At 66.9% G+C, this 22,645-nt stretch carries 19 protein-coding genes; 6 read left to right on the top strand and 13 right to left on the bottom strand.

Going from position 1 to position 22,645, the window contains the following annotated elements; translation table 11 throughout:
- Positions 1 to 5 precede the first annotated feature (5 nt).
- Genes ACQR0Z_RS07255 through ACQR0Z_RS07245 form a run of 3 tightly spaced genes read left to right on the top strand, consistent with a single transcriptional unit; the run spans position 6 to position 4,773 of the window.
- Positions 6 to 1,481, top strand: a complete 1,476-nt coding sequence (locus tag ACQR0Z_RS07255; RefSeq protein ID WP_434918179.1) for an efflux transporter outer membrane subunit — start codon at positions 6 to 8, stop codon at positions 1,479 to 1,481.
- A gap of 38 nt (positions 1,482 to 1,519) precedes the next feature.
- The gene (locus ACQR0Z_RS07250; RefSeq protein ID WP_434918178.1) at positions 1,520 to 2,812 is read left to right on the top strand and encodes an efflux RND transporter periplasmic adaptor subunit; all 1,293 of its coding nucleotides are present in this window, start codon (positions 1,520 to 1,522) and stop codon (positions 2,810 to 2,812) included.
- Positions 2,812 to 4,773 (top strand): MacB family efflux pump subunit, encoded by a 1,962-nt coding sequence (locus tag ACQR0Z_RS07245; protein ID WP_434918177.1) that lies wholly within the window; start codon positions 2,812 to 2,814, stop codon positions 4,771 to 4,773. The genes ACQR0Z_RS07250 and ACQR0Z_RS07245 overlap by 1 nt, the downstream gene beginning before the upstream one ends.
- A 156-nt stretch (positions 4,774 to 4,929) precedes the next feature.
- Here ACQR0Z_RS07245 and ACQR0Z_RS07240 read toward each other — a convergent pair whose 3' ends face one another.
- The 10 genes from ACQR0Z_RS07240 to asd form a co-directional block, all read right to left on the bottom strand.
- Entirely contained in the window at positions 4,930 to 5,193 is a 264-nt protein-coding gene (locus ACQR0Z_RS07240) for a hypothetical protein (protein ID WP_434880121.1), read from the bottom strand.
- A gap of 811 nt (positions 5,194 to 6,004) precedes the next feature.
- Positions 6,005 to 6,454: a hypothetical protein gene (locus tag ACQR0Z_RS07235; RefSeq protein ID WP_434918176.1), complete on the bottom strand. Its 450-nt coding sequence runs from the start codon at positions 6,452 to 6,454 to the stop codon at positions 6,005 to 6,007.
- A gap of 80 nt (positions 6,455 to 6,534) precedes the next feature.
- Positions 6,535 to 6,870, bottom strand: a complete 336-nt coding sequence (locus ACQR0Z_RS07230; protein WP_434860616.1) for a hypothetical protein — start codon at positions 6,868 to 6,870, stop codon at positions 6,535 to 6,537.
- Between the two features lie 131 nt (positions 6,871 to 7,001).
- Entirely contained in the window at positions 7,002 to 7,268 is a 267-nt protein-coding gene (locus tag ACQR0Z_RS07225; protein ID WP_434860615.1) for a hypothetical protein, read from the bottom strand.
- Between the two features lie 534 nt (positions 7,269 to 7,802).
- Positions 7,803 to 8,654 (bottom strand): DUF3313 domain-containing protein, encoded by an 852-nt coding sequence (locus ACQR0Z_RS07220; RefSeq protein ID WP_434918175.1) that lies wholly within the window; start codon positions 8,652 to 8,654, stop codon positions 7,803 to 7,805.
- A gap of 530 nt (positions 8,655 to 9,184) precedes the next feature.
- Entirely contained in the window at positions 9,185 to 11,392 is a 2,208-nt protein-coding gene (locus ACQR0Z_RS07215) for a xanthine dehydrogenase family protein molybdopterin-binding subunit (RefSeq protein ID WP_434918174.1), read from the bottom strand.
- A gap of 4 nt (positions 11,393 to 11,396) precedes the next feature.
- Positions 11,397 to 12,413 (bottom strand): FAD binding domain-containing protein, encoded by a 1,017-nt coding sequence (locus tag ACQR0Z_RS07210; RefSeq protein ID WP_434860612.1) that lies wholly within the window; start codon positions 12,411 to 12,413, stop codon positions 11,397 to 11,399.
- Positions 12,410 to 12,934, bottom strand: a complete 525-nt coding sequence (locus tag ACQR0Z_RS07205) for a (2Fe-2S)-binding protein (protein WP_434860611.1) — start codon at positions 12,932 to 12,934, stop codon at positions 12,410 to 12,412. Before ACQR0Z_RS07205 ends, ACQR0Z_RS07210 begins: the two co-directional genes overlap by 4 nt.
- Before the next feature lie 107 nt (positions 12,935 to 13,041).
- On the bottom strand, positions 13,042 to 14,001 hold the full coding sequence (locus ACQR0Z_RS07200) for an NUDIX domain-containing protein (protein ID WP_434879497.1): 960 nt from the start codon (positions 13,999 to 14,001) through the stop codon (positions 13,042 to 13,044).
- A 109-nt stretch (positions 14,002 to 14,110) separates the two neighbouring features.
- A complete protein-coding gene (gene asd / locus ACQR0Z_RS07195) occupies positions 14,111 to 14,986 on the bottom strand; it encodes an archaetidylserine decarboxylase (protein ID WP_434918173.1) in 876 nt (291 codons plus the stop codon).
- A 38-nt stretch (positions 14,987 to 15,024) separates the two neighbouring features.
- Here asd and ACQR0Z_RS07190 point away from each other — a divergent pair, with 38 nt between their 5' ends.
- On the top strand, positions 15,025 to 16,686 hold the full coding sequence (locus ACQR0Z_RS07190; protein ID WP_434918710.1) for an aminotransferase class III-fold pyridoxal phosphate-dependent enzyme: 1,662 nt from the start codon (positions 15,025 to 15,027) through the stop codon (positions 16,684 to 16,686).
- Between the two features lie 249 nt (positions 16,687 to 16,935).
- On the opposite strand, the gene ACQR0Z_RS07185 is transcribed toward ACQR0Z_RS07190, so the two are convergent.
- The 3 genes from ACQR0Z_RS07185 to ACQR0Z_RS07175 form a co-directional block, all read right to left on the bottom strand.
- A complete protein-coding gene (locus ACQR0Z_RS07185) occupies positions 16,936 to 17,568 on the bottom strand; it encodes a hypothetical protein (protein ID WP_434860608.1) in 633 nt (210 codons plus the stop codon).
- A 138-nt stretch (positions 17,569 to 17,706) separates the two neighbouring features.
- Positions 17,707 to 18,396: a class I SAM-dependent methyltransferase gene (locus ACQR0Z_RS07180; RefSeq protein ID WP_085962810.1), complete on the bottom strand. Its 690-nt coding sequence runs from the start codon at positions 18,394 to 18,396 to the stop codon at positions 17,707 to 17,709.
- A 51-nt stretch (positions 18,397 to 18,447) separates the two neighbouring features.
- Complete coding sequence (locus ACQR0Z_RS07175; protein WP_434918172.1) at positions 18,448 to 19,503, bottom strand: glycosyltransferase family 4 protein; 1,056 nt, start codon at positions 19,501 to 19,503, stop codon at positions 18,448 to 18,450.
- 347 nt (positions 19,504 to 19,850) lie between these two features.
- Here ACQR0Z_RS07175 and ACQR0Z_RS07170 point away from each other — a divergent pair, with 347 nt between their 5' ends.
- Both ACQR0Z_RS07170 and ACQR0Z_RS07165 read left to right on the top strand, forming a co-directional pair.
- Positions 19,851 to 20,549, top strand: a complete 699-nt coding sequence (locus ACQR0Z_RS07170; protein WP_434879500.1) for a L,D-transpeptidase — start codon at positions 19,851 to 19,853, stop codon at positions 20,547 to 20,549.
- Positions 20,550 to 20,817: 268 nt separating this feature from the next.
- Positions 20,818 to 22,479, top strand: a complete 1,662-nt coding sequence (locus tag ACQR0Z_RS07165; RefSeq protein WP_434918171.1) for a DUF4403 family protein — start codon at positions 20,818 to 20,820, stop codon at positions 22,477 to 22,479.
- Positions 22,480 to 22,645: the final 166 nt, after the last annotated feature.

The following is a 22,645-nucleotide window of genomic DNA, read 5'->3' as shown; positions in this document are numbered from 1 at the left end:
GCCCCGTGAAGCCCGCCCTGCTCGCACTCTGCCTCCTGCCTCCGCTGCTCGCCGGCTGCGCCGTCGGCCCCGACTACATCACACCGGATTTCGGCACGCCAGCGCGCTGGAGCAGCGAGACCAATCGGCCGGCGCAGGCGTTGAAGCTCGCGCAATGGTGGCGCAATCTCGGCGATCCGCTGCTCGATCAACTGATCGGCGAGGCCGTCGCCGGCAATCTCGACGTCGCCGCCGCCAAGGCGCGCATCCGCGAGGCCCGGGCGACGCAGCGCCAGGCCGTCGGCGCGCTGTTTCCGAGCGTGAGCGGCAGCGGCGCGGCGACTGAGACCCGCAGCAGCGGTTCGTCGACGAGCGGCATCGCCATCGCGCCGGCAACCTACAGCCAGTACCAGGCGGGCTTCGATGCGAGCTGGGAACTCGACCTGTTCGGCGCCAACCGCCGCGCGGTCGAGGCGGCCAGCTACGGCGTCGATGCGGCCGAGGACGATCTGCGCGCGACCTTGCTGACCTTGGTCGGCGACGTCGGCTCCAACTACATCGATGCCCGCGCCTATCAGGCGCGCGCGGCCTTGGCGCGGCGCACGGCGGCCTCGCAGCGCGAGACCGCGGCGCTGACGGAGCGCAAGCAGAGCGCGGGCTCGGCCTCGGCCGTCGACACCGCCAAGGCGAGCGCGCTCGCCGCGAGCACGGAGGCGACGATCCCGACCTATGAGGCCAGCTATCAGCAGGCCGTGCACCGGCTCGGCGTGCTGCTCGGACGCGATCCGACCGCGCTCAGCCAGCTTCTGTCCCGCTCCACGCCGATCCCCGCGCCGCGCCTGCCGCTGCCGAAAGGCATCCCGGCCGACGTGCTGGTGATGCGTCCGGATGTCCGCAAGGCGGAGCGGCAGCTCGCGCAGTCCACCGCGAAGATCGGCCAGGCGACCGCCGCGCTGTATCCGGACGTCAGCCTCAGCGGCACCGTGTCGACGACCGCGCTGAAGCTCGGCGATCTCGGCAAGAACTCGACGATCGGCTGGTCGATCGGACCGAGCGTCTCGATCCCGATCTTCAACGGCGGCAAGCTGCAGGCGGCGGTCGAGATCGCCGAGGCGCAGCGCGACGAATACCATGTCGCCTGGCGCAGCGCCGTGCTCAGCGCGCTGGAGGACGTCGAGAACGCCATCGTCAACCTGGCCCAGGAACGGCTTCGCATCCGCAGCCTCGGGGAATCGGCGCGACGCTATGGCGAGGCCGCGCGGCTGTCGCGCGCGCTGTACCAGACCGGCTCCAGCACGTTCCTCGACGTGCTCGACGCCGAGCGCTCGCAGTTCACGGCCGAGGACAGTCTGCTCGCCAGCCGGGCCACCCTGGCGAAGGACTACGTCGCGCTCGCCAAGGCGCTGGGCGGCGGCTGGGGTGGCGTGCTCGACAGCTCCAAGCCTGAAATCGTCGACGTCGGCACAGGTCCGCATCTCGTTCAAGCCGTCGAACCCCGCTGAGTTGCGCCGTGATGTCCCAGTGACTGCGAAGTAAGCCGATGAACGCACCCTTGCCCCAGATGCCCCGCACCGTCACGATCGACGACGGCGGCTCGCCCACATCGCCGACGAAACGCGCACGCGGGCGGAAATGGCTGATCCTCCGCCTGATCGCTGCCGCCGCAGCAGCCGCCCTGCTCGCCTCGCGCTACACGGCCAATTCCAACACCAAGCTGGTGACCGCGCCAGTGACGATCGGCGACATCGAGCAGACCGTCTTGGCCACCGGTACGCTGAAGCCGGTCAAGCTGGTGGCGGTCGGCGCCCAGGCCTCGGGGCGGCTGGTGGCGCTCAACGTCAAGCTCGGCGAACGGGTCAAGGCCGGCGATCTCATCGCCGAGATCGACTCGCTGACCCAGCAATACACGCTGCGCACCAACGAGGCCGCGTTGCGCAATGTGCGTGCTCAGCGCGACGAGAAACTGGCGACGCTGACGCTCGCGGAGGCGAACCTCGCGCGCCAGCAGGCGACGCTGGCGCAGAAGGCGTCGTCGCGCGCGGACTACGACAATGCCGAAGCGACGGTGAAGCAGACTCAGGCGCAGATCGCGCAGCTCGACGCGCAGATCGTCGAGGCCGAGGTCGCGATCGAGACCGCGCGCGTCAATCTCGGCTACACCAGGATCACCGCGCCGATCGACGGCACCGTGCTCTCGATCGTCACCCAGCAGGGCCAGACCGTCAATGCGGTGCAGTCGGCGCCGACCATCGTCGTCCTCGGCCAGGTCGAGACGATGACGGTGCGCGTCGAAATCTCCGAAGCCGACGTCGTCCGGGTGCAGCCCGGACAGAACGTCTATTTCACGATCCTCGGCGATCCCGACCGGCGCTACGAGGCGACGTTGCGGAGCATCGAGCCGGCGCCGGAGTCCATCAAGAGTGATTCGAGCTTCTCGTCCAGCACGACCACGACGTCCAGCAGCAGCAGTTCCTCCTCGTCCTCCACGTCGTCGGCGATCTACTACAACGGCGTGTTCGATATCGCCAATCCCGACGGGCGGCTGATGACCTACATGACCGCCGAGGTCCACATCCTGCTGGGCGAAGCCCGCAAGGTGCCGACGATCCCGTCCTCCGCGCTTGGGAGCGCCAACGCCGACGGCAGCTACGCCGTGCGCGTCCTCGACGAGGCCGGGAGCGTGCAGAAGCGCGCGGTACGCATCGGGCTCAACAACAAGATCAGGGCTGAGGTGACGTCCGGCCTGCGCGAGGGCGAACGCGTCGTGATCTCCACCCCGGACGAAGCGCCGAAACAGACAATGATGCCGCCACCGCCGGGCGGAGGCATGTGATGGCGGCGCCGCTGATCGATCTGCACGATGTCGGCCGGCGCTACGCGTCGGGCGACAGCACCGTGCACGCGCTGCGGGGCGTCGACATCAGAATCGCGCGCGGCGAGATGGTCGCCATCGTCGGCCAGTCCGGCTCCGGCAAGTCGACACTGATGAACATTCTCGGCTGCCTCGATCGCCCGACCTCCGGCAGCTACCGGATCGCCGGACGCGAGATGAACTCGCTCGACCCGGACGAACTCGCGGCGCTGCGCCGCGAACATTTCGGCTTCATCTTCCAGCGCTATCACCTGCTGGGCGAACTGACCGCCGCGGAGAATGCCGAGGTGCCGGCGGTGTATTCGGGACTGTCGTCCGCGACCCGGCGCCGCAAGGCCGAGGCGCTGCTGCAACGGCTCGGCATGGGCAGCCGCGTCGGACACAAGCCGGGGCAGTTGTCCGGCGGCCAGCAGCAAAGAGTGTCGATCGCGCGTGCCCTGGTCAACGATCCCGACGTGATCCTCGCGGACGAGCCGACCGGCGCGCTCGACCGCGCCAGCGGCGAGGAGGTACTGCGCATCCTCGACGAGATCAGCGCGTCCGGCCGGACGGTCATCATCGTCACCCATGATACGAGCGTCGCCCAGCGCGCGCGGCGCATCATCGAGATCCAGGACGGCTGCGTCATCTCCGACCGGCTCAATCCGCGCTCCTCCGCTCCGGCCTCTGCTGTCGTGCCGGACGATCACGCGTTGCCGCCATGGTCATGGTGGCGCAGCCATCTCGATCGGCTGCGCGAAGCCGCCCGCATGGCGCTGCTCGCAATGAACGCACACCGGCTGCGCGCCTTCCTGACCATGCTCGGCATCATCATCGGCGTCGCCTCCGTCGTGCTGGTGCTCGCGCTCGGCCGCGGCTCGCAGGCACGCGTGCTGGAGAACATCAACCGCCTCGGCACCAACACGCTCGAATTCTTTCCGGGCAAGGATTTCGGCGACACGCGCTCGGGCAAGATCCGGACGCTGGTGGTCGCCGACGCCAAGGTGATGGCGCAGCAGCCCTATGTCGATGCGATCTCGCCGACGGTCTCGACCACCAGCACCTTGCGGTTCGGCGCGATCGAGGTCAGCGCGCAGATCTCCGGCGTCGGCGAGCAGTATTTCCGCGTCAAGAACACCGAGCTCGCCGAAGGCGGCTATCTCGATGCCGACACCGTGCGGTCCTATGCCCAGGACGCCGTGATCGACGACAATGCGCGCAAGGCGCTGTTTCCCGATGCCGATGTCAGCCCGCTCGGCAGGGTGATCCTGATCGGCAAGGTGCCCTGCCGCGTGGTCGGCATCACCAAGCAGCAGCAGGCGGGGTTCGGCTCGAGCTCGACGCCGATCGTCTATTTGCCCTACACCACGGTGCAGGCCCGCTTCCTCGGCAACCAGGTCCTGCGCAGCATCAGCCTGCGCGTCGACGAAGCGACGCCGATGGCGGAGGCCGAGCGCGCCGCCACCGCGCTGTTGACGGCGCGGCACAACGCCAAGGACTTCTTCGTGCTCAACACCGACGACATCCGCAAGACGGTCGAGAGCACCACGCAGGTGCTGACCTTGCTGGTCGCCGCGATTGCGGTGATCTCGCTGCTGGTCGGCGGCATCGGCGTGATGAACATCATGCTGGTGTCGGTGTCGGAACGCGTCGGCGAGATCGGCGTGCGCATGGCGGTCGGCGCGCGGCGCAGCGACATCCTGATGCAGTTCCTGATCGAAGCGGTGCTGGTCTGCCTGCTCGGCGGGGCGCTCGGCCTGACCGTGGCCATCGGCTTCGGCACCGTCTTCAATGCGCTCGATGTCGGCTTCCAGCTGATCTATTCGCCACTGGCGATGGCCGGCGCTGCCGTCATCTCGATGGCGATCGGCATCGGCTTCGGCTACATGCCGGCGCGCAGCGCCTCCCGGCTCGATCCGGCGACGGCATTGGCGCGAGAGTAGGTTTTCGTCACATCGCAGCGGGTGTGAGCTCCCGGCTCCCGCCCTCGCGACCCGGCAGATGCCGTCAACGATGACGGCACCTGCTCGTTCGATTGCGGCGTCGGCGTGAAGGAAGCGGGGGACCGGTTCTGCTTCCTTCCGCCGCGCGCTCACCGATCAACGGCGACGCTGCCACACACCGGCGTAGTTGCCGTCGCCGTTCTGGCCGATGCCGGCGTTGTTGTTGCGGCCGATCTGATGCACGCCGGCACCGTTGCCGTTGCCGTACTGGATGATCTGGCTGTCGTTGTTGCGGCCCTTCTGGAAGGTCTCGGCACCGTTGCCGTTGCCGTTCTGCACGATCGAGGACGAGTTGCCGGCATAGGCGCCCGAGGTGAGCGTCAGGACGGCAGCGGAGACGAGGAGGATGGAGCGGAGCATGGCGTTTTCCCTGTGATCGGTTTCGAACCGCGTCATTGCCGTTCGATGGTTGGAGACTACGCGGCGCCCACGCCTGCTTCCGTGCCGCAGGTCACACTCTGCTACTCGCGCTCTCCATGGCCCTTTCGCGTGACCACCCGCCTCGCCCACCGCTGTCGTCCCGGACCAGCCACGACGCGCGCCAGCGCGGCGAGGCGCCGATCCGGGACCCATAATCCGCGGCGGTCGTGTGAGGCAAAAGGCCAAACGCCAGCGTGCCTCAAACAGCTCCCTGGGGGTATGGGTCCCGGATCGGCGCTGCACCAACGCTGGCGCGTTGGCGCAGCTCGTCCGGGACGACGGCGAGGGTGTTGATACAGATGCGCGCCTCGCCCACCACCGTCGTCCCGGACAAGCCACGACGCGCGCCAGCGCGGCGAGGCGCCGATCCGGGACCCATAATCCGCGGCGGTCGTGTGAGGCAAAAAGCCAATTGCCAGCGCGCCTCAAACACCTCGCTGGGAGTACGGGGCTATTGCACATGACAATCGGAGTTTTGCGCTCATCTGTGTCCACAACGTCATGGCCGGGCTTGTCCCGGCCATCCACGTCGTTCGGCATGCTGAGAACCACGTGGATGCCCGGGACAAGCCCGGGCATGACGGTGACACTCATCGGCAGGATCGTTCGCCGGCACAGCTGCGGGCCTCAGTATGCGATAGCCTGTAGACACCACAACGCAGCGGCAGCCGGTGACGGCTGTCGCTGCCGGAGGAGCGATGTCGAACAAGCGCGATGGAGCCTGGCGGATCAGGCCGGCTCCGTCGCGACCTCACATCTTCTTCTGCAGGCCCATCGACGTTATCAGCTTGTCGAGCGTCTTCTGCGATTGCGGCGAGGCGCCCTTGCGGACCTCGCGATAGACGTTCGGCTCCGTCGACGCGGACTTGCGATCATCATCGTCGTCCATCGCATCGGGATCGACCGGCGTGGATGGCACCGCGGAGTTCTGTCCGGGGTCGGCCTCTGTCGTCGGCGGTGTGACCGGTCCCGATCGCTGCACGATCGTGGCCGAGTTGCCGCCGCTGTGCTGTTCGATCCTTGTATAGCCGGAGCGTGTCTCGACCTTCTTGTCGGTCGTCGCCGCGCCGCCGCTTTGGGTCACGCTCGCCGAATTGCTGCCGTTCCTGATCGACGTCGTCTCGGCCTGCACCGACAAGGCGACGAGACCGGCGAGCAGAGCACCGGCCACGAGCAACGCTTTTCGCTGGTTCAGCTTCATCTGTCCCTCCTGACGGATTCGAGCGTTGGACGAGAGCTCGTCCAACGCCGTCCGGTTTCGAGCCTGCGGGCAAAAGCCCGTTACCACTGATTGACCCGGACGCGATTGGCGTTGCCAACCTGCATGGCGCCGGCGCTGTTGTCACGGCCGCGCTGGTCGAGGCGCGTCGCGTTGTTGTTGCCGAGCTGCGTCGAATTCGAGCTGTTGTTCATGCCGGTCTGGCGCGCACTCGCGGTGTTGCCGTTGCCGGCCTGCACCTGTCCGTTCATGTTGTACTGGCAGTTCTGCGTGACGTGGTCGCTCAGGCCGTTGCCGATCTGGGTCTTGGCGTGCACGCAGGCGGTGATGCCGCCGGCATAGGCCGGGGCGGAGATCAGCGCCAGTGCGGCGCTTGCGATCAACAGAAGCTTGCTCATGGGGCGCATCCTTGGGGGCTGGGTTTGTCGGGGCTGTCGTTCGGGACTGAGGTCGTGGGCTGGGCGTTCGAGGTCTGGCTCAGCGGACAGGAAGCGAGATCCGCTCGCTTCCTTCCGCTCCGCTTTCTCGATCAGCGGCGGCGCTGCCACACGCCGGCGTAGTTGCCGTCGCCGTTCTGGCCGATGCCGGCGTTGTTGTTGCGGCCGATCTGATGCACGCCGGCGCCGTTGCCGTTGCCGTACTGGATGATCTGGCTGTCGTTGTTGCGGCCCTTCTGGAAGGTCTCGGCGCCGTTGCCGTTGCCGTTCTGCACGATCGAGGACGAGTTGCCGGCATAGGCGCCCGAGGAAGCGAGCGTCAGGACGGCAGCGGAAGCGATGAGAATGGAGCGGAGCATGGTCGTATCCTTTTGAGCGTTCGATCCGGCGTCATTGCCGTTCGATGGTTGAAGGATAGACGGCGCCCACGCCCGCTTCCGTGCGGCGGGTCACACTCAAGCTCCGGACCGCTCTGCGTGCCTATGCCCGATTGCCCACAGCATCCAAAACTGCCGTCCCGGCCTGGTGCGCAATTGCGCACGGGACGCATACCGCGGACGCCATCGAGGAACGAAGCTGATCGTTGCGCGCCTCACCGCAGTCAGTCGTTATGAGTTCCGGATCGCTGCTGCACCAACTCTGTCGCACTCTCCCTCGACGATGAGGCCGAGTTGCCCGCCACGACGGCAGCGCGCTCCCCTCCCCCTTGCGGGGAGGGGTCGGGGGTGGGGGTCCCCGGGCGATGAAATGTGTGGCGGCCAACTCGCTTGCCACAGAGATCGTCGTGAGAGCCAGATCGTAAGCGCCCAACGAAGAGCGGGATTCGTGGACCCCCACCCCCAACCCCTCCCCGCAAGGGGGAGGGGGGCGCACCGGTCGTGCCCGCTCGGCCTCTATCGCCTGGCGACCTGCGTGCCCGGTTGGCCGTCTTGCGGCACTGCGCCCTTGTCGACCCATTCGGGCGGGGCGCCGAGGCGATTGGCGACCATGCCGATGAGTCCGGGGTCCCTGCCGAACGCCTCGCACGCAGCATTCTTGGGTTTGGCGCCGAGTGCCGCGCCGATCCGCTCGATCGAGGGCAGCTTCGGCGGCTTGCCGAACGGCGTCTCGCCGGTCAGCAGCATCTGGCCGAAGTCGGCGCTGAACGATCCCGCGAGATCATAGGCGTCGCCGGCCTGCGACAACACCGGCGAATTGGTGAAGGAGTTGGCGCCGCGCGCCCACACCATCGCGGCCTGCTGCCGTCCCTTGCGGTCGAGCGCTTCCGCTTCGATCGTCAGACTGCCGAGGCCGATCGGCAGTCGCGGCACCGGCACGGGCACGCCGAGTGCGCCGGGAACAGCGGAGACGACCTTGGATGCGCCGGCCGCGACCGGGTCGGTCGCCGTGGCCTGGGTGATGAAGGTGCGGGTCGTCAAATCCGCCCGCTCGTTCGCCGGCACGACGGTGAAGCGTTCGCTCAAGTTAAGGCAGAGCGCGCGATCGACGGCATTGGCGACCAGCCGCCGCTGCTCCTCGCTCAGGACCGCGCCCGCCTCTCCCGAGAACGACGTCGGCATGATGCGCACGGTCGAAGCCGCCAGCACCTTGTCCTTGTCGATGTTGAGCTGCGACTTGGCGAGGATGCCGTTGGATTCCGCCATCGCCTGATAGGAGGCCAGCGACCCGCTCTGAGTGATCGGCGCCGTCGCGCAGCCGGCGAGGCCAAAGGACGCGCACAGCACGCCGAGACGGAGGCCGATCATGGGACGAGACGATCCGACGAAAGTCCTGACCTTGCCATCGACCATGCCGGGACCGTCCTGCGCTCGCTCACCATCGCCCGCCGCTGGCGACGCCTGCTTGTGGTCCGGGAATTCGGAGAGCTGAGGGCGGAAGCGTGGAGAGATGATCGGTGAACGGCGCCAACCAGGGAAACAGTGCGGCAGGCATGGTTACGCTCTGGCGCCATTGCGGCAGGCTCGAATTCGATGGGGAAGTCGAAGAACGGCGGCGGCATCAACGAAAGCGGCCAGCCAAGTCGGCGGATCGCCATGCGAACCTTGCGCTCCACCACGTCGAGAGACAAGGCGTCATTTCCGCGCAGCCAGGCGGCAGCACGGCGATGAAGGCTCTTCGCGACCGGGGCGGCATCGCATGGAGCGATGTGGGACGACCACGACGAACAAACCCACAGGCAGAGCACCGCGGTCGCCGGGCTCATTCGGCTTGCGCGGAGATCGCTTCGGCACAGCGGGCGCTTTTCGACCAGAACAGTCGACGGCGCCCGCCGTCCTCATTCCACCAGCAGCTTGTCCAAGGTGATCGGCAGGTCGCGCACGCGCTTGCCTGTCGCATGATAGACCGCGTTGGCGATCGCGGCGGGAACGCCGACGATGCCGATCTCGCCGACGCCCTTGATGCCCATCTTGTTGATGATGCGGTCCTCCTCCTCGACGAAGATCACCTTGATGTCGTGGACATCCGCGTTCACCGGCATGTGATACTCGGCGACGTTGGCGTTCATGATGCGGCCGAAGCGATGATCGATCATGGCCTCCTCGTGCAGCGCCATGCCGATGCCCATGACCACGCCGCCCATGATCTGGCTCGCCGCGGTCTTGGTGTTGAGGATGCGGCCGGCGGCGACCGCGTTGACGATGCGCGTCACGCGGATGACGCCCAATTCCTCGTCGATCTTCACCTCGGCAAAGACAGCCGAATGGGTGTTGTGGGCGTGCTTGTCGTCCTCTTCGAAATCCGCGCCGCGCTCCTTCTCGATGCGGTCCTTGCCGCCGTGGCGCATGACATCCGACATCGCCACCGAGCGGCTGCGATCCGCGATCGCGACGATGGCGCCGTCGGCCAAGGTCACCTCGTCTGACGTCAGCCCCTGGAGCGGCGAGTTCGGCATGGCCTGCGCCATGGTCAGCAGCTCGGCACGGATGTCGTCAGCGGCATTGACAATGGCGTGCGAGATCGAGGCGGCGGTCCATGAGCCGCCTTCGACCGGCGCCTTCGGCAGGGTTGAATCGCCGAGCTTCACCGTGATGCTGTCGAGCGGCACGCCGAGCATGTCGGCGGCAACCTGCGCCATGATCGTGTAGGTGCCGGTGCCGATGTCCGAGGTGGCGCTGGCGACCTCGACATGGCCGTTGGCGGTCATCACGATGCGGGAGGCGAAGGGCATCTGCATCGCCTCCCAGGCGGCGCTCGCCATGCCCCAGCCGACCAGCTCGCGACCGTCGCGCATCGAGCGCGGCTCGGCGCTGCGCTTCGCCCAGCCGAAGGCGTCGGCGCCCTTCTGATAGCACTCCTTCAGGCGCTTGCTGGAGAACGGCAGGTTCTTGTCCTGGTCGCGATCGGAGTAGCAGCGCAGCCGCAGCTCCAGCGGATCCATCTTCAGCGCGACGGCGAGCTCGTCCATCGCGCATTCCAGGCCGTAGACGCCGCTGGCCGCGCCGGGCCCGCGCATGTCGCCGGGTGTCGGCACGTCGAGCTTGGCGAGCCGGTGCGTGGCGCGCGACGTCTCGGACGTGTAGAGCACCTCGCCCCAGCCAATGTCGTTGCGCGAGAACGACTCGTGCTGCGAGGTCATCGCGATCGCCTCATGGGTCAGTGCCGTGAGCGCACCGTCCTGACTGGCGCCGAGCGCCAGCCGCTCGATCGTCGCGGGGCGGTAGCACAGAGCGTACATCTGGGCGCGGCTCAGGACCACGCGCACGGCGCGCCTCAGCTTCAGCGCGGCCATCGCCGCGAGCGCCACCTGATATTGCGGCCGCAGGCCGGAGCCGAACGCGCCACCGACGAACGGCGACATCACCTGGACGTCGTGCTCCTTGAGGTCGAACACGCTGCAGACATAGCGCTGCACGTTCTGCACGCCCTGGGTCTTGTCGTAGACCACGAGCTTGCCGCCGTCCTTCCACAACACCGTCGAGCCGAACAGCTCCATCGGATTGTGATACTCGATCGGCACGCCATACTCCGCATCGTGGCGCACGGGCGCTCCCGCAAGCGCCTTGGTCGCGTCGCCGCGCGGCTTCACCGGCTTGTCGACCTTGAACGCCTGCTCACGCTTGGCATGCAGATCGGTGGCAAAGTCTTCCGTGTGGTAGCGAACGTCGACCAGCGTCGCCGCGAAGCGTGCGGTATCCTCGTCCTCGGCGACGACCAGCGCGACCGGCTGGAAGTTGAAATGCACGCGATCGTCGTAAAGCGGGCGATACGGCGAGCCGTCCTCGGGCGCGACCTCGTCGCGGTAGCCGTCGTCCTTGTCAGCTATCTTGACGCGGTTGGTATGGGTCAGGACATCGATCACGCCGTCGACCGCACGGGCACGGCTGGTGTCGATGCTGACGATGCGCCCTTTGGGAATCGTGGAGCTGACCACGACGCCGAAGGCAAGGTCGGGCGCGGAAAACTCGGCAGCGTATTTGGCTGAACCCGTGACCTTGGCGCGGCCGTCGACGCGTGAGGTGGCGGTGCCGATGTGAGCGGTCATGAGATCACCGGATGGTCTTGATGGATTGGATCTGCGGCGTGCCGCTCGCGGCCTGCGTCAGGGTTCTGACGATGGCGCGGCGGGCGAGCGGGAGCTTGAAGGCGTTGTACCGATGCGGCTTGGCGCCCTGGAGCAGCATGTCCGCCGCGCGCTCGAACGCCGCGCGGTCAGGCGCCTGGCCGCGCAGCGCGGCCTCGGCTGCGTCGTTGCGCCATGGCTTGTGGGCTACGCCGCCGAGCGCAAACCGCGCCTCGCGGATGCGGCCATTGTCGATGTCGAGCGCTGCGGCGACGGAGACCAGCGCGAAGGCGTAGGAGAGCCGGTCGCGGATCTTGAGATAGCTGTGGTTCGCGGCAAAGCCCTGCGCCGGCAGTTCGATCGCGGTGATGATCTCGTCGGCGCGCAGATTGTTGTCGAAATCGGGCCGGTCGCCGGGCAGCCGGTGGAAATCGGCAAACGCGATTCTGCGCTCGCCTTGGGCACCAGCGACGTGAACCGTCGCTTCGAGCGCGGCCAGCGCCACGCACATGTCGGACGGATGCGTCGCGATGCAGGAGGCGCTGGCGCCGAGGATCGCATGGTTGCGGTTGAGACCCTCGACCGCCGAGCAGCCATCACCGGGTGTGCGCTTGTTGCAGGGCGTAGCGACGTCGTAGAAATAGGCGCAGCGGGTCCGTTGCAGCAGATTGCCGCCGGTCGAGGCCATGTTGCGCAATTGTGCCGAGGCGCCGGCGAGGATCGCGCTCGCCAGCAGCGGATAGCGGCTCTCTATGACCGGGTGATAGGCCAGCGTGCTGTTTGGCACCAGCGCGCCGATCTTGACGCCGCCGGCGGCGGTCTCCTCCACCGCATTCAGCGGCAGGCGGCTGATGTCGATCAGCCGGCGCGGCTGCTCGACGTGGTACTTCATCAGGTCGATCAGATTGGTGCCGCCGGCGATGAATTTTGCATCGGGCGTATCGGCCTTCAGCCTGACGGCTTCCGCGACGTCGCTGGCGCGCGCGTAGTCGAAATTGTTCATCGGCGACCTCCCGTGGCCTGCTTGGTCATGGCCTGCTCGATTGCGCCGACGATGTTCGGATAGGCGCCGCAGCGGCAGATGTTGCCGCTCATCAGCTCGCGGATCTCATCCTTGGTCTTCGCTTTGCCCTCGGCGATCAGGCCGGCAGCCGAGCAGATCTGGCCCGGCGTGCAATAGCCGCATTGGAAGGCGTCGTGATCGATGAAGGCCTGCTGCAGCGGATGCAGCTCGTCGCCCTTGGCGAGCCCTTCGATCGTGGTGATCTCGGCGCCGTCCTTCATCACCGCGAGCGTCAGGCAGGACAGCGAACGGCGGCCGTCGATCAGCACGGTGCAGGCGCCGCACTGGCCGTGATCGCAGCCCTTCTTGGTCCCGGTGAGATCGAGATGATTGCGCAGGAGATCGAGCAGCGTGGTCCAGGGCGCCACCGACAGCGTGCGGCTTTCGCCATTGATCCGCAAGGTGACGGACAGCGGGGCAGGCTTGGTGAGAGATGCGGCACTCTCGCGCGACGGGCTCATGCGGGGTCTCCGTTGACGGACCCGCATCAACCCGCAATGGCGCGAATGGTTCTCGGCAATTTTCGCGTGGCGGACAGCAGGAACAGCTGCGCGCCGCGCGCCGAGGCTCAGGCCGCCCGGCCGAGCCAGGCCCGCATCTTCTGCGCCAGGCTGCGCCTGCCGCGGCCGTCCGGAGCATCGGCTTCGCCGCGGGCACTGTCCTGCGACTCAGACTCCGCGTCGGACATTGGCGCATCCGCAGTCGGTCGGCTGTTCTCGGCGGGCGCCGGCACGAGCGATTTGATCGCCGCCGCGACGGCCTCGACGCGTTCGAGATCCTCAGGCACTCGCTCGGGCATCGCAGCCTCAGGCGCGGCCACCGCCTCCGTTTGCGGCGGCACTCCGGCCACAACCGGCTCGGGACGATCCAACTCGCGGCTTGCATCGAGCGCCGGTTCGCTTGCGATCTCCGGAATTGCCTCCACCATCTCAACAGCCTGCGGGACCGGCTCGACCGCGACTGGCAAGGCGGCAGGCAGCTCGGACGGCTCCGGCTGCGGTGTCGCGCGGCTGCGGCGCTTCTTGGCCGTGGCCGGCTTCTCCTCAGCCGACTTTTCAACCGCAGCCTTTTCAACAGCGGCTTTGGGCTCCGCCGCCGGCTTCGCCTTCACCTTGCGGATCAGGCCGGCCAATGCATAAGGGCCGACGGTCTCCAGGAACGTCTTCTCGTGATCGCGCGACAGGCGCTCCACCGCGGCATCGAGCGGCAGCCAATCAACGGCGCGGACGTCGTCCATCAGCGGCTGCGTCTGCGTGCCCGTCGCCTCCATGCGCCAGTAGTGCACGACCTTGGAGCGCGTGCCGGTGTCATGCACGAGCGTGCCGAGGAATTCATGCACGGTCACCTTGTGACCGGTCTCCTCCAGCACCTCGCGCTTGGCCGCGTCGCGCGGCGTCTCGCCGTCGTCGAGCTTGCCTTTCGGCAGCACCCATTCGTCGCGCTTGCGCAGGCGCACGACCGCGATCCGCGGCGGTTGCTCCCGCCGCAGCACAATGCCGCCTGCCGCCATGATCGGCGTTCTCGCCATCGCCTCTCCCACGCCTTGCGGGTTGCAACCCGCCGATTCGCCAGTTCAACGCCAGGATATGGCGACGTGCAACGGCGAAATCGAGATTGCCGTCGTGCACATGTCACATTCAGCCGGCGGCGACGCGCCTGCGCCACAGTGGCTGCCCTGCTCTGACACGTGCGCCCTCGGTGATGCCTGCAGCGAAGGTGAAGTCGCCGGGCGCGAGCAGGATGATGGTCGAGCCGTGCTCGAACCAGCCGAGCTCGTCGCCCTTCTTCACCTCGTTGTTACAGACATAAGAGAGCGGCCGTTCGGTCTGCGCATTCAACACGCGACCCAGCGCATGCAGGCGGATGCTCGCGACCAGGATCGCGGCGACCGGCACGATCGTGAACGGCTCTCCTGTCGCGAGATGCGTGCGGATCACCGCGCGCTCGTTCTTGCAGAACAGCCGCTCGACACGCTTCAGCGCAATCGGATTGACGTTCCAGACGTCGCCATGGATCAGGCTGACATGCTCGAGCGTCATGTCCACCGGCGCGTGGAAGCGGTGATACATACTCGACGTCAGCCGGATCGTCACGAAGCTGCCGTTGCGATGGGTCTCGACCACGGCGGGATCCGCGACGAGCTCCTTCAGCGAATAGGGCGCGCCCTTGATCTGGTAGAGTTCGCCGTCCCTGATCGTGCCGTGCGCGCCGATGATACCGTCGGACGGCGTCGTCACGATTGCGGGATCGGGATCGAACGACCTCAAGCCCGGCTTGAGCTCACGCGTGAAGCAAGCGTGCAGGCTCTTGAACTCGCTCTCTTTGGCCTCGGAGAGGTCGAGGTCAGAGAACAGCTTCCACAGCGCGATGGACGTATCCTTCACCAGCGGGTTCTCGATCTTGGAGAACCAGCCCATGAAGCGGGTCAGCGCGGCGCGCGGCACGCGGTTGGTGAGCAGGAAGTTGAGGTCTTCCTGTTGGGTGACGGAGGCGATCAGGCTTTTGACTGTCATGAATCTGTCAGCAGGTGGGGTTAGCGCTTTTGGACATGATGGAAACCTCGATTCCTTATGTATCGCTCGCCGTTGGCGCTGCCGTGACAGCCGCCGTCGCCCCGAAGGTCAAGGCCCGCATCGAACTGTCGCGCGCCAAGCACCGTTCGCTGGCCGGCCATTCCAAGATATCCCGCCGGATCTCCAAGCTGATCCCGCGTTATGAGTTCGACATCGACGATTTCTTCCGCTCCGACGGCGCGCCGCAGGCGATCGCCACGCAGCGCCAGGACGGCTTCTTCCGGCTCGGCGCGCTGTTCCAGGAGAAGTTCGCCAAGAGCCGCGCGCTCACCGCGGAGGCCGCGAGCCGCATCTCCGACCTGCAGTTCACCCAGGCCTACCGGGTGCCATTCCAGTACAGCCGACTGGTCAAGGAGCAGCTCGGCGCAGGCTCGTTCATGCAGTCCTCGTCCGGCGTGACGATGACCGATCTCGACGGCAACCAGTTCTACGACCTCACCGGCTCCTACGGAGTCAACATCTTCGGCTACGACTTCTACAAGGAGTGCATCGCCGCCGCCGAGCGGCGCGCGCAGGCGCTCGGCCCGGTGCTTGGCCTGTATCATCCGGTCGTCGCCGACAACGTGAAGCGGCTGACCGAGCTGTCCGGCATGGACGAGGTCTCGTTCCACATGTCCGGCACCGAGGCGGTGATGCAGGCGGTGCGGCTCGCCCGCTACCACACCGGCCGCAGCCATCTGGTGCGCTTCGCCGGCGCCTATCACGGCTGGTGGGGCGACGTGCAGCCCGGCGTCGGCAATCCGATCGCACCGCACGAGACCTACACGCTCGCCGAGATGTCCGAGCGGACACTCCACGTGCTGCGCACGCGGTGCGACATTGCCTGCGTTCTGGTCAACCCGCTGCAGGCGCTGCATCCGAACGGCAACGCGCCCGGCGATTCCGCGCTGGTGGATTCCTCGCGCAAGGGCCGCTACGACCGCGCGGCCTACACGGCCTGGCTGAAGCAGCTGCGCGACGTCTGCACCGAGCGCGGCATCGTGCTGCTGTTCGACGAGGTCTTCCTTGGCTTCCGCCTCGCGCCCGGCGGCGCCCAGGAGTACTTTGGCGTCTCCGCGGACATGGTGACCTACGGCAAGAGCCTCGGCGGCGGACTGCCGATCGGCGTGGTCTGCGGCAAGAAGGAGTATATGCGCCGCTTCCGCGACGACCGTCCGGCCGACATCTGCTTCGCCCGCGGCACCTTCAACTCGCATCCTTACGTCATGACGGCGATGGACGAGTTCCTGAGCCGGCTCGACAGCCCTAACTTCCGCGCCATCTATGACGGGCTCGACGACACCTGGAACGGCCGCGCGTCCAAGCTCAATGCGGAGCTCGCCGCCAAGGACCTGCCGGTGCGCGTCTCCAACATGCAGTCGATCTGGCTGGTCGAGTACACCGTACCGTCGCGCTACAATTGGATGCTGCAATATTATCTGCGCGCCGAGGGCCTGGCGCTGAGCTGGGTCGGCACCGGCCGCTTCATCTTCAGCCTGAACTACACCGACGCCGATTTCGCGGAGGTGACGAAGCGCGTCGTCGCGGCGGCGGAGAAGATGAAGCAGGACGGCTGGTGGTGGAATGACGGTAGCCTCACCAACAAGGCGATCAAGCGCCAGATCCTGAAAGAGATGATCGGGGCGGTCATCAGGCGCTGAGGGCTGCGCCTTCCCCGCTTGCGGGGGAGGTCGGCGGGCTCGCAGAGCCCGACGGGTGGGGGCCGCCTCACGACGCGCTGCCCTTGGGAGCGGAGCAAGCTCGCCCCCTCCCCAGCCCTCCCCCGCGAGCGGGAGAGGGAGCGCACTGCCCGCGCCGCATCCGTCTCCGTTCAACATCAACTTTTCCCCACAAACACCGATGCCCGGGACTGGCCCGGGCATCGCGATCGTTCGGACTTCGAGATCAGCTCAGGCGTGCTGCTCTTCGAGGCCTTCGTTCATCAGGTGAAGGCCCGGATCGATCAGTTCGCCGCGCAGCAGCGCCAGCGGGGCCGAGCGGTACTGCATGAAGTCGTTGAACGGGTCGGTGAGGATCTTGGTCATCCAGACGAGGCCGGTCTCGACGTCGCGGATGAAGAACAGCTGGATGGTGCGGAACATCAGCCCACCGACGCCGATCACCAGCCACAGCTTGGCGGTCTCGCGGGCGAATTCCATCGCCGTGGTCCAGGGCGACAGCAGGCCGAAGAACGTCGGCTGCAGATAGAGCACCACCGGAGCCGCGGCCCAGATCGACATCAGCACGACCTTGCGCTGCAGATTGTAGCCGACCTTGATCTCTTCCTTGTGCTCGTGGGTCGCCTGGTTGACGTGGTCGTAGCCCCTGGGCTCGAAGAAGAAGTGCCCAGCCTGGCGCGAGGTCATCGAGACCAGCCAGCCGATCAGCGCCGAGATCAGGGGATCGAACACCATCATGACATAGGCGATCAGGAAGCTGAGCGCGCTGACGAAGTGCAGGCTCTGATTGATGCGGCTGTGGTGATAGTAGCGATGGTCGTCCCAGCGCTGGATCCGCAGCTGCTCCAGGAAGTGCTTGATCATGGTTGCTCCGAAGAATGAGTTGCAGGTCGTGTACAGGGATTCGATGTAGATCCTGTGACATCATCAAGATGTCACAGCATCGGACGCAGTGGGCCCCGCAGACTACGGGAGACGCACGGATGGGAAGCTGCCGCGCCCTCAGGCGGCGGCAGCGAGGTCCATCTTGCGGAAGCGGACCAGCGAGAAGTGTCCGAGCGGCGGAATCAGGCGGCGCTCGACCAGCTCCATGCGCTGCGCGCCGGCGAGCCAGCGCATGTAGCGCGACCAGCCGAACTCGGCGGTGCGGAAGCCGAGCCGGCGCACCACCGGCTGCAGCGCCTGCTCAATGACGCGGCGCAGGCCGTCATCGGCGCTGACGCGGGTCAGGATGATCAGCTCGCCGCCGGGACGCAGCACGCGGGCGAACTCGTCGAGCGCGACCTCGGGGTTCGGCACGGCGGTCACGACATATTGCGCCATCACGACGTCGAAGGAATCGTCGGGGAAGTCCAGGTTCTCGGCGTCCATCACCGCCAGACCCTCGACATTCTTCAGCCGCTGGTCAGCGACGCGGCGCATCGCCTTGCCGAGCATCGCCTCGGAGATGTCGGTGCCGAACACGCGGACATGCGGGGCATAGAGCGGCAGCGAGATGCCGGTGCCGACGCCGACCTCGAGCACGCGGCCGCCCATCTTGTTGGTGGCCGAGATCGCCGCCTTGCGGCCCTTCTCGAACACGCCGCCGAACACGAGGTCGTAGATCGGCGCCCAGCGGTCATAGGCCTGCTCGACCTGCTCGCGGTCGAAATCGAGCTCCCGCGCGCCGTCGAGCTTCATGGTTTCTGCCATCGTAACATCTCACTGAGGTTTGGAATGAACGGAGTGACGCAAGGTTGGCCGTCAGCCGCGGACCGCGCTCTGGCCCACCAGGATCGGAGCGGGACGAATGGCGCGCGACGGCTGCAGCACGGCGAGATTGCCGATGAACTGACGCGCGCTGTTCTCCCAGGAGCGGTCGAGGGCGAACGCGCGGCAGGTCTCGCGCGACATCGTCAGCGCCTTCAGGCAGGCCGCGCGCAGGTCCCAGTCGATCGCACCGATCGGATGATCGGCGATGACGTCGAGCGGGCCGGTGACGGGAAACGCCGCGACCGGCGTGCCGCAGGCGAGCGATTCCAGCTGCACCACGCCGAACGTGTCGGTCAGGCTGGGGAAGACGAAGACGTCGGCCGCCGCCATGTGCGCCGTCAGGTCCTTGCCCTTCTTCTCGCCGAGAAAATGCGCATCCGGGAAGCGACGCTCCAGCTCGGCCTTCGCCGGACCGTCGCCGACCACGACCTTCGAGCCGGGCAGATCGAGCGACAGGAATGCCTCGAGGTTCTTCTCGACCGCGACGCGGCCGACGGACAGGAAGATCGGCCGTGGCAGATCGAGCGTTGCCGGCTCATCGGGATTGAATAGCTTGGTATCGACGCCGCGCGTCCAGAAGCCAAGCTTCTTGAAGCCGCGTCCCGCGAGCTCCTGCCGCAGCGAGTTGGTGGCGACCATGGTCATCGCGGCCGCGTCATGGAAGCGGCGCATCACCCAGTAGCCGACGGCATCGGGAATTCCGGTGCGCACAGAAACATATTCCGGGAAGCGCGTCGTGTAGGACGTCGTGAACGGCAGGCCGTGGCGCAGGCAGTAGCGCCGCACCGCCCAGCCGATCGTACCTTCGGTCGCGATGTGGATCGCGTCCGGCGCGGCCGCCTCGATGCGGCGGGCGATCTCGCTCGCTCTGGTGATGGCAAGCCGCAGGCCCGGATAGGTCGGCACGCCGAACGATGGAAAGCCTTCCGGCGTGAGGAAGGTGATATCGGCACCCAGCCCCGCCGCAGCGCGCGACAAGGACGTCAGCGTGCGTACCACGCCATTGACCTGGGGGTGCCAAGCGTCGGTTGCGATTAAGATCCGCATAAGGCGATCCGGAAAGTTGCAGCGATTCTGAACGGCCGCAAATTCCGACATTGTTATTTCAGGCGTGTGACGTCATCGAACTGTCGAAGGCTCTTTTTGCCGCCGTCCACCATCTCCGCCGCGATCTCAACGCCGGCCTGTCGTGAAACCGTCATGAAACAAACGGTTAAGCCGACGAAACCGTTTTAGTGAGAGCGCGCAAACGCACCGAAACTTTTCTCCCCTATCAGTTGCAGCATCAGGCGCGGATCAATGCGCCACAAGCAATGATGACAGGCAGCTGATTTCAACGACGCCGGCCGAACATGACGGCGGCGCATGGCAAGCGTTCAAACAAGGGGACGTCGATGTTCACGTCAGGAAAATTCCTTTCTCCCTCTCGTATTCTGTTCGGCGCGCTGATCGCGGGCAGCATCGTCGCCGCCGCGCCGACGCAGGCCGCCTCCCCGGCCCCGCTGCCGTTCCCCTTCCTGCTGCCGCCGCCGGCGTCGGCCTACGAGCCGCCGGCCTCTGCGCCGCAAATGACGCCACCCGGCGATGACGAGGCGACGCCCTCAGAGTTGCCGGCACGGCTGCGCCGTCAGGTCGTGAGCTACGCCACCCGCGAGGCGGCCGGCACGATCGTGATCGATACGCCTAACAAGTATTTGTACTATGTGCTCGGCAACGGCCAGGCGATGCGCTACGGCATCGGCGTCGGCCGCGACGGCTTCACTTGGTCGGGCGTGCAGTCGGTGACCAAGAAGGCCGAATGGCCGGACTGGACGCCGCCGCCGGAAATGATCGCGCGCCAGCCCTATCTGCCGCGCCACATGGCCGGCGGTCCCGGCAATCCGCTCGGCGCCCGCGCGATGTATCTCGGCGGCACCGTCTACCGCATCCACGGCACCAACGCGCCGGAGACGATCGGCACGCATGTGTCGTCGGGCTGCATCCGCCTGACCAACCAGGACGTGATCGACCTGTATTCCCGGGTCAATGTCGGCGCCAAGGTGATCGTGCTGCCGATGGAACGCCGCGCCGATCTCGGCCGCGCGCTCCGCTGATCGCAGCCTCCCTCCTTTTCCTCCCCACGATCCTCCCTGACTGGACCGCCGCGGCCGACAGCCACGGCGGTCATTTCTTTGCGCGCGTCACGTCTTCGCGCTGATCCGGCCATTCACCTTCACGGCCGATTGATGATGCCGGACTTCAACGGGTGCTCTGGCGCGCCTCCGTCCAGCCCTGTAAACTCGATAATTCTGTATTAACCGCGATCCCGCCACGACCGGACCGTGCCCGGCCGTGCAGCCGCCGGAGCCCCCTGGACTCGACATGAACCTTCCGCCCCCGCGCACCGATTGGCAGGGCAAGCCTCATCCGCTCGCCCCAAGACCGTTGCAGACACCGCAACGGCCGTTGCAGCGGCCGCCACGGTGGTCGCCGCCGCGGCTGCGCATGGTGCTGATCGCGGCCGCCGGGCTCGCCGCGCTCGTCCTGATCGGCATCATCGTGGTGGAAGTGTTCCTGTACTCCGGCAAGACGCCGGCTCCGCCCGTCGCCGCGTTGCCACCGCTGCCGGCCGCGACGCGCAATTCCATCATCATGACCCCGGTGTCGATCTCGCTCGGCGCCATCCGCGACGCGGCCGAGAAGGCCACGCCGCGCAATTACGCCGGCAAGTCCGAGAACCCCGTGTCGCAGCTACTGCAGAATGCCGATATCGGCTGGACCGTCTCGCGCGGGACGATCGCGGCCACCGGGACGCAGGACACGCTGTCGCTGGCCGCGCCGCTGTCGGGCCGGCTCAACGTCACCGGCTCGCTCTCGGCGAAGGCCACCGGCGCACTTGGTGACGCGCTCGGCGGCCTGCTCGGATCGGACGCGGCCAAGCAGATCGGCGGCATCAACATCAAGAACCTGAACGCCACCGCCGACATCAAGGGCAACGTCTTGATCGGGATGCGGCCGCGGCTCGCCGCGGCCTGGGCCGTCGAGCCGAACTTCACCGCGCAGGTCAATCTCGGCGATACCGCGCTGACGGTCGCCGGCGCCCGGGTGAACGTGCCTGCGCAGATGAAGCCGATCATCGACAAGACCGTGAACGAGCAGCTCGCCGCGCTGAGCGAGCGGCTGCGCAAGGATCCGACGATGCGCCGGGTCGCGCAGGCGCAATGGGCGCGCGCCTGCCGCTCGGTGCCCTTGCAGGGCTCCGCGCCGGGACTGCCGCCGGTGTGGCTCGAGGTCAAGCCGACACGCGCGCTGGCCGCGCAGCCGACGATCGACGTCAATGCCGTCACGGTGACGATGGGGATCGAGGCGGAGACGCGGGTCACGCCGGCCGAAACGAAGCCGGAATGCCCCTTCCCCGAGAAGATCACGATCATTCCGCCGACCACCGGCGGCATCAACGTCGCGGTCCCGATCGACGTGCCCTTTACCGAGCTCAGCAAGCTCGTGGATTCGCAGCTTGCCGGGCGAACCTTCCCCGAGGACGGCTCCGGCCCGGTCGCGGTCACCGTCAAGCATGCGACTGTGATTCCCTCCGGCAACCGGCTGCTGATCTCGCTGCAGGTGAAGGGCACGGAAAAGGAAAGCTTCTTCGGCTTCGGCGCCGACGCGACGGTGCACATCTGGGGCCGCCCGATGGTCGATCAGGCGCAGCAGATCCTGCGCCTCGCCGATCTGCAGCTTGCCGTCGAATCCGACGCGGCCTTCGGCCTGCTCGGCGCCGCCGCGCGCGCCGCCGTGCCGCATCTGCAGCGCGCTTTGCTGGAACGATCGGTGGTCGATCTCAAGCCGTTCTCCGACAATGTCCGGGAGAAGATCGCCGCCGCCATTGCCGAGCTGCAGAAGAACGAGAACGGCATCCGCGTCGACACCGACATCAACAATCTCGCCCTCACCGACATCGCCTTCGACAGCAACGTGCTGCGCGTGATCGCCACCGCCGAGGGCACGCTGGCGGTGCGCGTCAATTCATTGCCGGGGCTGTAGCCGTTCACACGGCTGAACATTCCGTCATATGGCGTAGCCCGTAGATTCCCAGCGAATCACGAGTGGCCGCGCCGGGTTCCCGATTGGCGTCCCCCGATGCGAGCTTGCGCCCTCCGCGCAACCGTCCTATGCGCAGCCCCGCTTTGCGCGGCCATATCAGGGCGGA

It is taken from the genome of Bradyrhizobium sp. HKCCYLS3077 (assembly GCF_051167555.1).
Taxonomy (GTDB): Bacteria; Pseudomonadota; Alphaproteobacteria; order Rhizobiales; family Xanthobacteraceae; genus Bradyrhizobium.
This window is presented reverse-complemented; position numbering and strand designations above follow the sequence as displayed.